Genomic DNA, 15,821 nt, shown 5'->3' on the forward strand with positions numbered 1-15,821 from the left:
ACCTCAGCACTTTCTACCTCAGCACTTTCTACCTCAGCACTTTCTACCTCAGCACTTTCTACCTCAGCACTTTCTACCTCAGCACTTTCTACCTCAGCACTTTCTACCTCAGCACTTTTCGAATTTTTTTCTATATCTGAATCCTCCAAAAAAGCACGAGCCATTTCGGCGACTGATTTTTTTTGATTGTTCTCCTCTAGATCACTATTCAATGAAGAAGATTCATTTGATTCAGGGGAATCCTGAACAGATTCTACCTGAGAAGTTACATTAGTTTCCTCGGTAGCGGGCTTTTTCTCATCACTCATAATATGCAAATAACACTTTTATCTATACAAATCTACTCATTTTTAAGGATTCAGTTCAATCTTGGGTCTTCGGGATAATTTGAAAACATTTTAAACTTGCCTCCAAGTTCTTTTAGAGCCTCTTTCCATAATTTTTCAGGGTCTAAATCGAATAGTTTTTCAGCGGTAGGTTGCTTATATACTATCCATGATTTGGCTTTGAGTTCATTTTCCAACTGTCCTTCTGACCAACCTGAGTAGCCCAGAAAAAACCGATAATCTGCTACATTTAGTTGTTTGGTGTTGATCAATGAAAGTAAGCGTTCAAAATCTCCTCCCCAATAAATCCCATTAACGATCTCCTTGCCCGATTCCATTTGATCCGGAGCACGATGGATGAAATGGAGGGTATCTTGTTGTACCGGCCCACCTATAAATAGTTTTTCAGAAAAGTCAGCACCACCTTCTATTACCTCCTGAAACTCTACAGTGGATTGTTTGTTGAGCACAAAACCAAATGAACCATGTTCGTCATGTTCGCAAAGTAGAATCACCGTTCTCTCAAAGTTGGGATCTGGAAGAAAGGGCTCGGAAATGAGTAAATCTCCCCGCTCTGCTTTGAATTCGTTTTTTGGTAAAAAGTAGTCCATTTTTCACTTTATTTAATGCAACGCCGGAGTTATGGGCATTTTTGAAATAATTTCACCTTCCAATTCATTGAGCTCTACCAGCCTGTCATACACCTCTTTTTCCTCAAAATAATTTAGTGCCATTTGTACGAATATTTCACCATGTTTGGCCTCTGATGCCCACAGGTCGTGGTAAAATTTTTTTAACTCCACATCTTCAAGATTTTCATATACAAGCCTGAATCTTTCTGCTCCTCTGTTTTCCACTACTGAAGCCAGCAATAACCTGTCCATGAATCGCTCCAATCTGCCACTTCTGCACTTTTGAACAAGCTGTGCTACATAATGGTCTTTTCCAATCTCATGTGGGAGAATTAGGCCTCTTTTCTCCATAATTTGATATACAGACCTGAAATGTTCCAATTCTTCAACAGCCGTGTCTATGAGCAGTGGTATTATTTCTACCCTGTCCGGAAATTTGGCTACAAAACTCATGGCCATGGCGGATGCTTTTCGTTCGCAATTGGCATGGTCTTTCAAAAAAGAGTCAAAGTCGGACATTACTGCGTTGATCCATGCAGGGGAGCTTTCATAACATAGCGGTACTCGTAGTTGCATTTAGTTTGTTTTGATTGGTAACAATTTATTGAAAAAAATCCCTTGTTTACAGGGAACTCAACTACATATTTAATCAATTAATTGATATTTGTAGAATAAAAGTAAAAGATTCAAAAAAGATAATCCGGGTTATGGCTAGCAAGCAAATAGGATCAATAAGAAAAGAATATGGGATTGGGGAATTGAGCAAAGAGAATGTGAATTCCGATCCAATCGTACAATTTGAAAGTTGGTTTAAAGAGGCTTATGAACGAGAGGGAGAAGAGGCAAATGCTACTACGCTTTCTACTATCGGTCTCGACGGACATCCTGAAGGAAGGATTGTTTTGTTGAAATTTTATTCTGAGGATGGCTTTGCATTTTATACTAATTACAACAGCATGAAAGGGCAGGAGCTTGAAAATCATGCTTATGCTTCTCTCACATTTCATTGGAAAACACTGGAAAGACAAGTGAGAATCCGTGGAACAGTAGAAAAAACAGATCCTATTATTTCTGATGACTATTTTGATTCCAGGCCCAGAGAAAGCAGGATAGGAGCCTGGACATCACCACAGAGCCAGGAAATTGCAGATCGAAGTGTACTGGAAGAGAATGAACTTTTTTATAAAAATAAATTTCAAGGACAAGAGTGTATTCCCCGGCCTCCACATTGGGGTGGTTTTATAATAAACCCTCAAAAGATAGAGTTTTGGCAGGGGCGTGCAAGCCGGTTGCACGATAGAATTGTTTATCAGTTGGAAGGATCGGACTGGAAAATAAAGCGTTTGGCTCCTTGATAAAAGACCCCAATATATACCTCACTCGCTATGCCTATCCAAAGTTCTATTTGGATTATGAACCTGATGCCACAACAGAGCTAATAGTAGTCTTACCGTGTCATAACGAATCTGAGTTGCTCATTTCATTGGCTGCCATTGATGATTGTGATAGCCAGTACCCTGTAGAAATTATAGTGGTAATCAATGCCGCTGAAGATGCTCCGGAGGAAGTGAAACAGCAAAACATTAATACTTATAATGCTGTCATTGAATGGCAAAGGGGTAAAAAAGAGTTAAATAAGAATTTTCATTTCATATTGGAAAATGACCTGCCTAAAAAACATGCCGGAGTAGGGCTCGCCAGGAAAATAGGAATGGATGAGGCTGTTCGTATGTTTGAGGCAATTGACAAACCAAATGGAGTGATCTTGTGCTTTGATGCGGACTGCACGTGTGAGCAAAACCTGCTGACAGAAGTAAGTAATTTTTTTAAGGAAAACCCTTCTTCACCGGGTTGCTCGATCAATTTTGAACATCCTCTGGAAGGGGAATTACCGGAGCAAGTATATAAAGCGATTACTTTCTATGAAATGCACCTGAGGTATTATGTAGATGCACTGAAGTATGCTGTATTTCCTTATGCTTTTCAAACGATAGGTTCGAGTATGGCTGTTCGTTCTGCGGCTTACCAAAAACAAGGCGGAATGAACCGGAGAAAAGCCGGAGAAGATTTTTACTTTCTACATAAAATCATTCCTTTGGGAGATTTTGGTGAGGTAAATACTACCACGATATACCCTTCTCCAAGAGCATCAGACAGAGTACCTTTTGGTACGGGGCGAGCAGTAGGAGAGTGGTTGTCAGGCGATCAGCGTGAATACCTGACCTACAATCATCAGATTTTTGAAGACCTTAAAAATTTTCTTGCACAGGTTGACTCTTATTTTAGAATCAATCACAAGGACATACAAAAACAGGTCGGGCATTTGTCTGAGAGTATTCGAGAGTTTTTGACTATTTCTGATTTTGATCAAAAAATAGCGGAAGTCAAAAGCCAGTCAACGAATATTGACACCTTTAGAAAACGGTTTTATCAGTGGTTTGATGGGTTTCGGGTATTGAAGTACGTCCATTTTGCACGAGATCATTATTATCCCAATATTTCTACTTCGGAGGCAGTAAAGTGGCTATTTCAAAAATATAACTTAGAAGCCTATCATGAACCAAAAGAGATGCTTTTGGAATTGCGGCGAGCAGACAAATCAAAAATTTGGTAGGTACGATCTGGAATTGATTTCATCAAAGTTGCTTCTCTGAAGAGTATTGACTAACATTAAAAGATCAACTAAACATTCTTCTAATGATCTATCGCTTTGCTTTTTTCTGTCTGGTTTTCTTTTTTATGATGATAAGCCATTTGACCTACAGTCAGGCAGGTGAAGATTCCGAACCTTTGAGGGTTGGAATAGCCGGACTGTCGCACTCTCATGTGCGTGGGATTTTGAACAGACCTGATAAGGGAGATATTGAAATAGTGGGAATAGTAGAATCAGACATGGATCTGGCTAAGAGGTATTCTGATCGGTATGGCTACTCAATGGATATAGTCTATGCCAGTTTGGAGGAAATGCTGGACGCTATCAAACCTGAGGCTGTTTTGGCATTTAATTCTATCTATGAACATTTGGCAGTGGTGCAGGCTTGTGCTCCGAGAGACATTCATGTGATGGTGGAAAAACCGCTTGCTGTGAATTTGCAGCATGCACAGGAGATGGAAAAATTGGCCAGGCAGCATAAAATTCATTTGTTGACAAATTTTGAAACCACCTGGTATTCTACCAATCACAAGGCATACGAAATGGTAGAGAATGGTGCCATTGGTAAGGTTCGTAAGGTAGTAGTGAGAGATGGGCATGAAGGGCCGATGGAAATAGGTGTGAATCAGGAATTTTTAGACTGGCTTACCGATCCCATTTTGAATGGTGGTGGAGCAATCATTGATTTTGGTTGTTATGGTGCAAATCTGATAACGTGGCTGATGAAAGGAGAAAAACCTGTCTCTGTTTACGCATTGACCAAGCAATTGAAGCCTGACATATATCCCAAAGTGGATGATGAGGCCACCATTATAGTGAATTATCCTGAGGCACAAGGGATTATTCAGGCTTCCTGGAACTGGCCGTTTTCCAGAAAGGACATGGATGTATTTGGACAAACAGGCTACATCTCAGCAGACAATAAATACAATATGAGGTTTAAGCTGGCAGCAAAAGTGCCGGAAAAGTCTTTGGTCTTGGAAAAGAGGGAAGACCCTTACAACGACCCATTTGCCTATCTATCAGGTATTGTCAGGGGTAGGATTCAAGCTGACGCCAACAGCCTGTCTTCGTTGGAAAACAACATGATAGTGGTTGAAATACTAGATGCTGCTGTCCGTAGTTCTAAGAGTGGCAAAGAAGTGAAGTTGAAGTGATTTAGAAAGGATTCCCAATTTTGTCGCAGCAAACAAATATATTTAGGTTGTGAACTTGGTGTTTTCTAAAATTATTTTTCATATAAAGCCTGACCTTGAGAAATGGCTGGTAACTCTGCTTACCGGGCTATTCTTGTTTGTTGTGCTGTATGTATATAGGGCATACAATATAGATCAAATTCCCGCTTATTCTGGTCATGGTTTGTTTTTCAGGGCAGTTGCGTATGCTGCTGCCACTTCAGTATTGTTTTATTTGTTTGAATTTCATGTTTGTCCATTTTTTGGAGTCAATACCATTAAAAAGCGAATATTATGGACAACAGGAATAGTCGTTGTTGGGATCAATATATCCTTTTTACTATACAATTATTTTTGGAATTGGGCAGAATTGCGTTGGAGTAGTTATGGCAAGTTTTACTATGAATACCCTTTGATTGTCATATTTCCTATTGTTATTGCCCGGCTAATTGGTAATAAAACGAAGCAACCTGACAATCATATTTTATTTACTTCGGAGAATGAAAAAAAACATTTCAGTATTAAACCTGAGCATTTGCTTTATTTACAATCCTTTGACAATTATGTAGAAATCCACTATACTGCCAATGGTGAAGTTAAGAAACAGCTACTCCGTACCAGTTTGAAGCATATTGAGCAAAAACACCTTCCTAATCCCTGTTTAGTAAGATGTCATCGAAGTTACATTGTCAACCCAAATAATATAGATTGCATTGTGAAAGGCAATAAAATGATTCAACTCCGGATAAAGGATATTGAGATTCCGGTTTCAAATAAATATTCCTCCAACTTTATATGAATGGATTTCACCCCTTATTTGGAAAATTCACCCCAAAAAGGTTCAAAATCATAATTTATGATATTATAAAGTTTTTTTTGCATGGAGAATAAATAACTGCAATTGATGAAGTACTGCATTTTCTGGCTTTCCATATTGGTATTACTTATAGCTTCATGTGGAAGGAAGAAAGATGAAATCCAGAGTGGTATTACTCAGCTATTAGATAGCCTTCTAGTGACTGAACATGAATTCAATCGATTTAATGGAACGGTTGTAGTAGGTAACAATGATTCTATCATTTATAGTAAAGCTTTGGGTATTGCGAACAGAGTCTGGAATATTCCATTGCAACCAGATCATCGTTTTGATATTTGCTCTATCAATAAATCATTTGTTGCTGCACTGGTATTAATGGCAGTGGAAGAAAGCAGAATAGCACTTGATGACAGGCTGGTGGATGTATTAAGTGCGTATGGTTACAATAGTATGTTTGGTGAGCAAATAACTATTCATCAGATGCTAACACATACTTCAGGGTTGCCGGATTATGATGGTGTCAATGATAAACTTTCTGCAAATGAGTTTAGATCTTTCAAAAGATTACACTTTTCCAATCATGAGTATGCAAATTTCATCAGTGAACTAAAGCCGGTAAATCAACCGGGAAAGCAATTTTATTACAGCAATTTTGGTTACCATTTACTTATTATTTTGCTTGAAGAAATATATCAACTTCCTTTTTCACAATTGCTGGATGAGAAAATATGCAAGCCTTTGAGCCTGAAGCATACTTTTAGCACTGATTCCAACCAGGATGTAAATTCCAATGTGGCAGAAGCCTACAATTATGATAAACAAGCAAATGTTTGGTACCGTAATGAATTTATTGATCTGACTTTGGGTAGGCGAATTTTTTCTTCGACATTAGATTTATACAAATGGGGAAAAGCCATGGGTGACAATTCTCTGTTGAGTGAAAAATCGAGAGCAATCATGCAAAGCAATCATTTATCGGGTATTACTGAAAGTATTTCTTATGGCTATGGATGGGTTGTTTTTGATGGAAAGAGAACCTATAAAATGGGAGATCTTAAGATTGAAAAAAAATATATCATACATGGTGGCAACACCGAAGGTTTTAAATCCATGCTGGTCAATATAGAAAGAGGTGAATTTATTGTTGCAATATTGATGAATACAGGAAATCAAACCGACGAAATTAATCTTACACAAAAAATTGTTCAAACCTTAACTAATAAATAAAATGATAAGAATTACTTATTGCCTGTTGTCTATACTTCTGATTTTCACTTCTTGCGCTTTCAGAGAAAGTTTGGATAAAAAAATACTTGGAAAATGGACTATGCACAAGGTATATGACGGAGACGAAGATGTTACGTCTAAACACAATCCTGAGAATAACAGATGGATAAAATTCAATAGAAATGGATCTTATGAAAGTGGTGGCGATCCCTACGGATATAATGATGGAAATTGGGAATTGGACAATGAAAAATCAATACTTTTTTTGGATAGTAAAATAGATGATGACGATAGTGAATGGAAAATCAGTTTTACTGACAGTAGCACTGTTTGGACTGGAATAGGCACTCCAAGGCAAGAGAATTTCAAATTAATCCATAAGAGATAAAAGTATCTTTAGTCCTTTTTCCGGTATTTTAAGCGATTTTTCAATTGTATTGGATGAGTTGTAAATGCCAAAAGTGTTAAAAAAAGAGGCTGTCTCAGAAGTCAAATAATTCCCAGATTCCCAGATTCTTGACTGCCGTTAGTCAGATATTCTGGAATATGTCCTAGAAACAGCTATTGCTGCATTTCCAAAGGGATGCCGGAACACCTGCCTGAAGTCAGGAGTCCGGCAACTGTTTAACCCTTTTGAGACAGCTTTTTTTAAAATCATTCTCTGAATTTTTACTTAGCTATGGCAGCTCTGCAAAATTCCAGACATTTTTTGGTCTCTTTCACTGCGTCAGAATCATCTGGAATGGTATATTCTACTTCTATATCACAATTGATCGCATACTTATTATCCCTGATCAATTGTAAAATATCTCCCAACGGTGTTTCTCCGTCACCCCAGTTTCTGTTTTGATTTGGGTCGCTGTTGTTTTTGCCTGTTTTGTCTTTCATGTGAATGCTCACAATTCTTTTGTTGAGCCTCTCGATTACTTCATTGGGATGTTTTCCGGTAGAACCGTAGTAATGCCCCACATCTAGGTTGAGCATGTTGTTGGGAGAGTAGGAAAGAAATTCATCGAAGCTGAAATCAGGATCTCCGGGTTGGGAATGATTGTGAAAGATGGCGTACATGTTATGCTTTTCGGCAAATTTTCCGAGACGTTTGCAAGCCTCTGTTCCTATTTCATTAGTGACACCTTTTGCTCCCAGTATTTTAGCGGCTTGGAAGGCATAATCAATCTCTTCATCAGACCAGTTGGCAGGAGAAAACTTTACTATGTGTATTTTAATTCCGGCTTTATCAAACATCTTTCGCATCTCTTTGTATTTTTCCAGAGTGTTAGAAATACGCCATTGTTTTTGATTTTCTTTTGCTTCGTTCGTGGCTTTTTCGTGTTCTGCACGCTGTTTGTCAGTGATGTTTGCACCTTTTTTCAGGCGATCCGGCATGCCGGGAATTCCTGCGTATTCCTCTGCAACATTGCCCATTAGTTCTAAAGAACTGATACCTGTCTGTTTGCAGTAGCTGATTATGTCAGGAATACTACCGGGCATTGATCGCCAACTGTAAGTGATTACACCAATTTGTACGCCATCAATTTTAGAATTTGGTTTTTTCCCCTGGCTATAGCTATAGGACGTACTGAATGCCAATAAAAGGCATATCACAAAGAAAGCCGATTGATATTTTTTTAAAATTAATTTCATGAAAATAATCTTATAGTGTGAATGATGAATTAATTCAATTTGTGAACAGATTTTTTTTTATAAGCAATATTGATAAATTATTTCAAAGAGAGAAGAAATGCATCAAAGTATTGAATTTTTCAATAGTAATCAGTGTGTTCTGTTTTTAAGGTTAAGATTTTTTATTTTGGGATTTAACATTTTATAATCCTCAGAATCTATCTGATCTATTAGTTTTAGAATATCAACAAATGGTCTAACAATATTTCTTGTTTGTTGAAATTCTTTGATTGTAATTTTTGAAGGTGTATTCCAAGAATTATTATAATATCCAACATATAGACCCTCATTTTTCAATTGATCAGCAGAATCCCACCAATTGTTAAATTTCTTTTTAAAATACGGACTTAGGATTGAAATAAAGGGTTTAATACTCTCAATTATTGATTTCATTTTGTTGGATTTAGGAGCTTCTAAATATTCAATAGTTCTCAATCCTGTTGCTAAAAGACTAACAATAGGCATCATTTCTTTTCCTTGAATATGTTTAAACTTATGCTTATAAAATATTGGGTTTACATCGAATGGTAAATCAATTTCCACATATCCTGCAAAAAGTACTATTGATTTAACACATTCCTCCATTGATAAAATTAGCAATGAATTTGCTGACGCATATTGATTTACCTTGGCAAGGTGTATTCCATTGGAATATAAATTTCGAGCATTCTCTCCACTCTTTTTCGCTCCATCAAGAAGTATTGACTTATCTAGCTCTTTGAATTGTTTGTTGTTCATTCTGATGAAGGTGGAATATACATTGTTTAATTATTCAAAAAGAATCTAATCAACCCTGATAGGGTTATTCTTCAACTCAAAATGTCTTTTACCACATTGCCATGAACATCCGTGAGGCGAAACCTGCGTCCCTGATGCTTGAATACCAGTGCTTCATGATTGATGCCAAGCGTGTGCAGTATGGTAGCCTGAAAGTCGTGAACATGAACCGGGTCTTTAACCACATTGTATCCGAACTCATCCGTTTCGCCATAGCTGATACCGGGTTTTACGCCACCGCCAGCCATCCATGCACTAAAACACCTTGGATGGTGATCCCGGCCATAGCGATGAACATCACTACCCTGTGAAAAATTGGTTCTACCGAATTCTCCTCCCCAAATCACCAGAGTGTCATCAAGTAGGCCTCTCCGTTTGAGGTCAGTGACCAAGGCAGCAGAAGCCTGGTCAGTATCCTTGCATTGTTTGCCGATGTGGTCAGGCAGGTCGTTGTGATGATCCCAACCCTGATGGTAGAGTTGGATAAACCTGACATCCCGTTCTGCCAGCTTTCTTGCCAATAAACAGTTGGCGGCATAGGTGCCCGGTATGCGTGATTCCGGCCCGTACAATTCATAAACCTCTTCAGGTTCATCGGACACATCCATTACCTCTGGTACAGAAGTTTGCATACGGTAGGCCATTTCGTATTGAGCTATTCTGGTGTTTACTTCAGGATCTTGCACTTCGGCATGATAGAGTTCGTTCAATTCCTTCAGATGATCCAAAACCCTTCGTCTGCTATGATGAGAAACCCCTTCAGGATTGGTCAGATACAAAACAGGTTCTTTTCCTGACCGGAATTGCACTCCCTGATGCAGCGAAGGTAGGAAACCTGTACCCCAGAGTCGGGATGATAGAGGTTGTGCAGCAGCTACTCTTCCTGTACCTTTCGACAGCAGTACACAAAATGCAGGTAAGTTTTCATTGTTGCTACCCAATCCATAACTCAACCATGATCCCATACTTGGCCGCCCACTCAATTGTGAGCCGCTTTGGAAAAAAGTCATTGCAGGATCATGATTGATAGCCTCCGTATGCAGTGATTTTACAAAACATAAGTCATCCGCAATTTTTGCTGTGTGGGGCAGGAGGTCACTGAGCCACGCACCGCTTTGGCCGTATTGTTTGAAATTATGTACCGCACCTTTTAGCGGAAAACCTTTTTGATTGGCAGTCATTCCGGTCAATCTCTGTCCTTGTCTGACAGAATCCGGCAAATCTTCCCCTTCTCTTTGTTTGAGCAGTGGTTTATAGTCAAACAATTCCATTTGTGCCGGCCCCCCGCTTTGAAAAAGGTAGATCACTCTTTTCGCAGTGGGTGCATGGTGTGGTAGTTTTTGATGAGAAATTGCAGAGGGTTCGTTTTTGCTCATGCAACCGGGGATTAAACTACTTAAAGCAGCAACTCCAATTCCCGTTCCCGCACTTTTTAAAAATGCCCTTCTGCTTAGTTCTAAGGGTGAAAAATATTCTAAGAGTTCTTTTTCTTTCATGATTTCCTTAATGTTTTTTAAAAATCAATTGAGGGATTTTTATTTTATATACGACCTCATTACAAGGCACACTGTAACGATAGAACATTTTTTTAAAAACTAATGGATAATAATAAAAAAAATATTGAACAAATCGTGGATGAATTCTTTCAGGGGAAAGAATCAAAACTCGGTAGAGAGTTGTTCAATAAATGGTATCAAAGCAACGGAAAAGAATTGCAGGAAATACCAGATAAAGAAACAATCAAAAAGGAAATTTTCCAATCAATTAGTCAAAAGGTTTTTGATAATAGTTCTAATTACGATGAAACCCTGAAGAGAAGAAGTCGATCCTTAGTGTTACCTGTTGTGTTAAAAATTGCAGCTTCTTTCGTTTTGCTATTGGGGTTTACATACCTTTTTTATAACAAATCAGAAGTTATAAGTATCCAAAAGGAATCCATTACTCAGGTTGAGAAGTCTAACTCCAGAGGTGAAAGATCCACTTTTAGGTTGCCTGACGGTACTATTGTAAAGCTTAATTCCGACAGTAGGCTCAGGTTCAATGAGGCTTTTGATATTGATAAGAGAGAGGTTTATCTGGAGGGGGAAGCATTTTTTGATGTTGTAAAAGATTCAAAAAGACCTTTCAGAGTGTTTTCTTCCGGGGTAGTGACTACTGCTTTAGGGACATCTTTTAATGTAAAGGCTTTTAATACAGATAAACTTAATTTGGATGAGATAGAAGTATCTCTTGTTACCGGTAAAGTGAATGTGCATAATGAAGAATCAAATACCGATTTGATACTGATACCAGGAGAGCAGGCGGTGATTAGAAATACAAAGGGTTTTAAAAGAACCTTTGATGAATTAGAAATACTAGGGTGGAAAGATGGTGTGGTTCACTTTAAAGATACAGATTTCAACGAAATAGTTAGTGAATTAGAAAGGTGGTACGATGTTGATTTTGAAGTGAATGGGTTGAGTGAATCGGAGGGTCACCGTTTGAAAGGAACAGGAAAGTTCAATACTCAAAAACAAACATTGACAACCATACTTGAGGTTTTGAGCCACTCTATGAATTTTCAGTATGATTTAACAGAAAGAAAAGTATCAATAAATTTTTAAAGTATGTCAAGAAATACAAACACCAGTTAAAAAAAGAACCCCAAATGCCAGGCATTCGGGGTAGGTCTTACTTCCGGGAATCCACTCGCTAAAATGATTTTCCAGGAAAATAGCAAAACAGATGTTTCACTAAATACAATGCAAAAGTATGAAAAAAAAAGTACTAAGGTTACTTATTATGACCACTAAATTCACATTATATGGATTGTTCTTACAGGCGTTATTCATCAGTGTGATCTATGCTCATGAAGGCAAAGCCCAATTCAAAAGCGCAAATGATATATTCATAAATCAATTGAAAAATGAGCAGACACTCATAGAGGTATTCGACTTGATCGAAGCAAAAACTGATTTGGAAATTTTCTACGTGAAAGATGACCTGAATCAGGATTTAATTATTAAACTATCATCAAAAAAAAACAGATCTGTTTATGACGTTCTCGTAGAAGTTTCTAAACAGGCAAAGTTGAAATTCAGACAGGTGAATAATATTATATCGGCTTCACCTATGAATAATAAGCTTCTGCTAAAGAATGAAACCCCTGTTGAAGTAGTTTTAAATGCTGATGTGTCTATCTCAGGTAAAGTTACTGATGATACAGGCAACAGCTTGCCGGGTGTTAATGTAATTGTCAAAGGCACCACTACAGGGATTGTTACCGATATTGAAGGTAATTATAAAATGGATGTGCCGGAAAACGCTGTGATGGTATTTTCTTTTATCGGATATGTTTCTAAGGAAATTGATGTTACAGGAAGGTCAATTGTAGATGTCGTTTTAGAACCGGATCTTACTCAGCTTGAAGAAGTAGTGGTAACTGCTATGGGTGTAATGAGAGATAGAAAATCTCTTGGTTATGCTATAAGTAAAGTAGAAGGGAAAGACCTTGTGAAAGCTGGTAATCCGGTGAACCCGTTTAGTATTTTGCAAGGAAGAGCTTCCGGAGTAAATGTACGACAATCCGTTTCCGGGCCTACAGGAGGTGTGGAAATTAATATCAGAGGTACTAATGCCCTGGAGTTTGAAGCCAACACCAGGCCGTTATTTGTGATTGATGGTGTACCTATGTATGATACTGAAAGTAGTACTAACGCATCAGGAGGTAATGCAGAGCGTCAGGGAGATTATGGTAGTGGAATTAATGATTTGAATGCTCTTGATATCGAATCCCTTGAAGTTTTAAAAGGAGCTAAAGCTTCTGTTCTTTATGGAAGTGCAGGTGGTAACGGAGTAGTATTAATTACTACCAAAAAAGGTAAAAAAACGAAAGGATTTGGTGTTGATATCAATTACCAGTATTCTATTGAAAGGCCTAAAAACTATATAGACTTTCAAAATGAATTCGGAACAGGATGGAATGAATATGATGAATCTTATTTAGATATTGATGGAGTTGAGACCAGGGTTCAAAACACTGCTGCTGCTAGCTTTGGGCCTGCATTTGCCGGAAATGAAGATGTGCAGATGTTATATTGGGACGGTGTAACCCGTCCATACCAGGCATATCCCAATAACTATATGTTCTTTTATGAAAATGGACATACACAAAGTACCAATGTTGCTGTGAGCAATGGGGGAGACTATGGAAATACTCGGTTTTCATATACCAACTATGATTATCAGGGAATTGTACCTGATTTTTTCCAAAAGAAAAACACACTCAGTTTTGCAGGAAAATTGAATATTTCTCCAAAAGTGACCCTTGATTTTTCTTCAAATTTTTACAGTGTAAAAACACAAAATAGAATTACCGAGTGGGCAGTGGGTATGGTCAATGGTTTGAACAGAGATGCTCCTTACGAAGAGTTAATGGCTAATGGGAAATACAAAGTAACCGATCCGGATGATCCTAATTATGGTTATTCTTATACAGCTGATTATCGTGACTTCAACGATCCGGATTATGTTGACGGCATCTTACAGCAATATTATCCTCAAAGCCCTATGGCCGGACAGCTTTATCATAGAGAAAACAACAGGTATGTTGATGAAAAGTCACATTTGATTTCTTCCATACGACCTACCGTTTACCTTACTGACTGGCTGTATTTTGTGGGGCAAGCCAGTATAGATCAAATCTATACAGATATAGAAAACAGGGAAAAACCAATAGCTGTTGATCCAGTGATTTTGGGAGGAGAATACAGAGTTCAAAAGGAAAAAGCATTAAACCAGGAATACAGGGCATTTTTAAATTTTGATAAAAGTGTGCTTGATGACCGATTGAAGGTTTTTGTGATGGGAGGAACTGCGTATAGCCAACAGTATAGGGATAAATTATATGCTGGTATTTCTGCAGCACCGGGCAATACAGGGTTTACTTATGCAGATTGGTACAACTTGGGAAATCAGGTGGTAGATATAGATGGTAATGTATGGCCTGATAATGGCAATGAAATTGGAAATGTAAGGGGCTATTCAACTGATGAAAGAAAAACATTCAGCTATATTGGGTTGGCTACTTTAACCTGGGATAATATATATACACTGGAGTTAAATGCCAGAAATGATAAGTCTTCTACTTTAGACCCTGATAATAATTCTTACTTCTACTCTGGTGCAGCATTTACATGGAATTTTACAAATCCTGCAAAGAATATTCTTCCGGCAATGCAGTTTGGTAAATTGAGGATGTCTTTCGCAGACGTAGGGCGGGATGCACCGAGTACATATTTTGCAACTCAAAGTTTGCAGGCAGGTAGTTTAGTAAACGGAACAGATGCATTGAGGGTGTCTGTGCCTTCTGCACTTTTTGGAGGAGTTATTAAACCTGAACGAAAGAGAGAATTTGAGATAGGAACTGAAATGAATTTTTTCAAAGGAAATCGTTTGAGTTTTGATTTTTCTTATTACAACAACCATGTTTATGATCAAATAATGTCTGTTCAATTGACAGAAACAAGTGGAGCGACTGCTATTAAGTTGAATGCTGGGGATGTACAAAACTGGGGTTTTGAAGTAGGATTAAATGGTACAGCAATCCAAACCAGCAATATAAGATGGGATATGACCTTAACTATGGCAAGTCAACACAACAAAATAGTTGAGTTGTTTCCCGGTTTACCTAAAAAAGTAATTACTAGTGTAGGACATGGGATACAGGTTTTGGCTAAAGAGGGAGAACGTTCAGGAAATATATATGCTGTAGGCCCAAGAACAGTAGAAGAAGGGCCCTTTGCCGGAAGGCCAGTTGTAGAGCCGGGAGGAGTGAGTTATGTACTAGACGATCAGGAAGATATACTTACAGGCAATATTTATCCAAATCTTTTAGGTGGTTTTTCTTCCAACCTTAGGTATAAAGGGTTTAATCTTGGAGTATTTTTAGATTATTCTTACGGAGCAAGTGTTTATAACTTTGCTGATTACGTATTGAAAGGGACAGGCACAAGTGCTCAGTCTTTACCAGGTCGAAATGAAGAATATGGTGGAATTGCCTATTATATCGATGATGCTACAGGAGATTATGTGCCATGGGAACACAATCAGGCAGCTCCTGCCAATGCACAAGACGGACTTGTGTATCATGATGGAATAGTTTTAAATGGTGTTCAGGAAGATGCATCTGATCCTGAGAATGTGGTATATACAGAAAACGAGGAAATTGTAAGTGCTGGTGACTATTATTACACCAACTATGTTTACTGGACAGGTGGACAGTTGTTAGACGGTGTAAATAATCGATACGATAATGATTACATTAAACTTAGAGAAGTTTCATTATCCTATAGCTTTCCATACAACACTGCTCAGAAGCTAAGCTTACAAAACCTGTCTATATCTCTGTTTGCAAGAAATATTGGCTATCTGTATAAGACTATGCCAAATTTTGATGCAGAAGCATCTACCGGTACAAAAACTTTCAAAGGAGAAACTGTTTTACCTTCTACTCAAAGTTTTGGATTTCAGATTTCTTTAGGAATATAATCA

The 15,821-nt window shown here is 38.0% G+C and carries 14 protein-coding genes; 8 read left to right on the top strand and 6 right to left on the bottom strand.

What is annotated here, in order from left to right; genetic code table 11:
• From AAOP42_RS06945 to AAOP42_RS06955, 3 genes are all read right to left on the bottom strand, one after another.
• A partial coding sequence (locus AAOP42_RS06945; RefSeq protein WP_349527751.1) for a hypothetical protein occupies positions 1–308 on the bottom strand: 308 nt, incomplete at its 3' end.
• A 50-nt stretch (positions 309–358) separates the two neighbouring features.
• Positions 359–937: a YqgE/AlgH family protein gene (locus tag AAOP42_RS06950; RefSeq protein WP_349527752.1), complete on the bottom strand. Its 579-nt coding sequence runs from the start codon at positions 935–937 to the stop codon at positions 359–361.
• A gap of 12 nt (positions 938–949) precedes the next feature.
• Positions 950–1,534: a MiaE family protein gene (locus AAOP42_RS06955; protein ID WP_349527753.1), complete on the bottom strand. Its 585-nt coding sequence runs from the start codon at positions 1,532–1,534 to the stop codon at positions 950–952.
• 131 nt (positions 1,535–1,665) lie between these two features.
• On the opposite strand from AAOP42_RS06955, the gene pdxH reads away from it, so the two are divergent.
• The 6 genes from pdxH to AAOP42_RS06985 all read left to right on the top strand — a co-directional run bounded on the left by pdxH (position 1,666) and on the right by AAOP42_RS06985 (position 7,218).
• Complete coding sequence (gene pdxH, locus AAOP42_RS06960; protein WP_349527754.1) at positions 1,666–2,313, top strand: pyridoxamine 5'-phosphate oxidase; 648 nt, start codon at positions 1,666–1,668, stop codon at positions 2,311–2,313.
• Entirely contained in the window at positions 2,310–3,572 is a 1,263-nt protein-coding gene (locus AAOP42_RS06965) for a glycosyltransferase family 2 protein (RefSeq protein WP_349527755.1), read from the top strand. Before pdxH ends, AAOP42_RS06965 begins: the two co-directional genes overlap by 4 nt.
• An 83-nt stretch (positions 3,573–3,655) precedes the next feature.
• On the top strand, positions 3,656–4,768 hold the full coding sequence (locus AAOP42_RS06970) for a Gfo/Idh/MocA family protein (protein ID WP_349527756.1): 1,113 nt from the start codon (positions 3,656–3,658) through the stop codon (positions 4,766–4,768).
• 49 nt (positions 4,769–4,817) lie between these two features.
• Positions 4,818–5,585: a LytTR family transcriptional regulator DNA-binding domain-containing protein gene (locus AAOP42_RS06975; RefSeq protein ID WP_349527758.1), complete on the top strand. Its 768-nt coding sequence runs from the start codon at positions 4,818–4,820 to the stop codon at positions 5,583–5,585.
• Between the two features lie 105 nt (positions 5,586–5,690).
• Positions 5,691–6,830, top strand: a complete 1,140-nt coding sequence (locus AAOP42_RS06980; RefSeq protein ID WP_349527759.1) for a serine hydrolase domain-containing protein — start codon at positions 5,691–5,693, stop codon at positions 6,828–6,830.
• Position 6,831: 1 nt separating this feature from the next.
• Positions 6,832–7,218 carry a hypothetical protein gene (locus AAOP42_RS06985; RefSeq protein WP_349527760.1) on the top strand — a complete coding sequence of 129 codons (387 nt, stop codon included), beginning with the start codon at positions 6,832–6,834 and terminating at the stop codon, positions 7,216–7,218.
• Positions 7,219–7,499: 281 nt separating this feature from the next.
• On the opposite strand, the gene AAOP42_RS06990 is transcribed toward AAOP42_RS06985, so the two are convergent.
• The 3 genes from AAOP42_RS06990 to AAOP42_RS07000 form a co-directional block, all read right to left on the bottom strand.
• Positions 7,500–8,474, bottom strand: a complete 975-nt coding sequence (locus AAOP42_RS06990; RefSeq protein WP_349527761.1) for a sugar phosphate isomerase/epimerase family protein — start codon at positions 8,472–8,474, stop codon at positions 7,500–7,502.
• Positions 8,475–8,603: 129 nt separating this feature from the next.
• Positions 8,604–9,251, bottom strand: a complete 648-nt coding sequence (locus tag AAOP42_RS06995; RefSeq protein WP_349527762.1) for an AbiV family abortive infection protein — start codon at positions 9,249–9,251, stop codon at positions 8,604–8,606.
• Positions 9,252–9,322: 71 nt separating this feature from the next.
• Positions 9,323–10,786: a DUF1501 domain-containing protein gene (locus tag AAOP42_RS07000; RefSeq protein ID WP_349527763.1), complete on the bottom strand. Its 1,464-nt coding sequence runs from the start codon at positions 10,784–10,786 to the stop codon at positions 9,323–9,325.
• A 102-nt stretch (positions 10,787–10,888) separates the two neighbouring features.
• Between AAOP42_RS07000 and AAOP42_RS07005 the strand changes: the two genes are divergently transcribed.
• Together AAOP42_RS07005 and AAOP42_RS07010 are read left to right on the top strand one after the other, a co-directional pair.
• Positions 10,889–11,893: a FecR family protein gene (locus tag AAOP42_RS07005; RefSeq protein ID WP_349527764.1), complete on the top strand. Its 1,005-nt coding sequence runs from the start codon at positions 10,889–10,891 to the stop codon at positions 11,891–11,893.
• A gap of 148 nt (positions 11,894–12,041) precedes the next feature.
• Positions 12,042–15,818, top strand: coding sequence for a SusC/RagA family TonB-linked outer membrane protein (locus AAOP42_RS07010; RefSeq protein ID WP_349527765.1), 3,777 nt, complete (start codon positions 12,042–12,044; stop codon positions 15,816–15,818).
• Positions 15,819–15,821 lie beyond the last annotated feature (3 nt).

Source organism: Reichenbachiella sp. MALMAid0571, assembly GCF_040151475.1.
Classification (GTDB): Bacteria; Bacteroidota; Bacteroidia; order Cytophagales; family Cyclobacteriaceae; genus CAXBNB01.

What these genes read in the sequence shown, in the direction of transcription:
- AAOP42_RS06950 (WP_349527752.1), bottom strand. Translation starts at nt 937, where the DNA reads ATGGACTACTTTTTACCAAAAAACGAATTCAAAGCAGAGCGGGGAGAT.
- AAOP42_RS06955 (WP_349527753.1), bottom strand. Translation starts at nt 1,534, where the DNA reads ATGCAACTACGAGTACCGCTATGTTATGAAAGCTCCCCTGCATGGATC.
- pdxH (WP_349527754.1), top strand. Translation starts at nt 1,666, where the DNA reads ATGGCTAGCAAGCAAATAGGATCAATAAGAAAAGAATATGGGATTGGG.
- AAOP42_RS06970 (WP_349527756.1), top strand. Translation starts at nt 3,656, where the DNA reads ATGATCTATCGCTTTGCTTTTTTCTGTCTGGTTTTCTTTTTTATGATG.
- AAOP42_RS06980 (WP_349527759.1), top strand. Translation starts at nt 5,691, where the DNA reads ATGAAGTACTGCATTTTCTGGCTTTCCATATTGGTATTACTTATAGCT.
- AAOP42_RS06985 (WP_349527760.1), top strand. Translation starts at nt 6,832, where the DNA reads ATGATAAGAATTACTTATTGCCTGTTGTCTATACTTCTGATTTTCACT.
- AAOP42_RS06990 (WP_349527761.1), bottom strand. Translation starts at nt 8,474, where the DNA reads ATGAAATTAATTTTAAAAAAATATCAATCGGCTTTCTTTGTGATATGC.
- AAOP42_RS06995 (WP_349527762.1), bottom strand. Translation starts at nt 9,251, where the DNA reads ATGAACAACAAACAATTCAAAGAGCTAGATAAGTCAATACTTCTTGAT.
- AAOP42_RS07000 (WP_349527763.1), bottom strand. Translation starts at nt 10,786, where the DNA reads ATGAAAGAAAAAGAACTCTTAGAATATTTTTCACCCTTAGAACTAAGC.
- AAOP42_RS07005 (WP_349527764.1), top strand. Translation starts at nt 10,889, where the DNA reads ATGGATAATAATAAAAAAAATATTGAACAAATCGTGGATGAATTCTTT.
- AAOP42_RS07010 (WP_349527765.1), top strand. Translation starts at nt 12,042, where the DNA reads ATGAAAAAAAAAGTACTAAGGTTACTTATTATGACCACTAAATTCACA.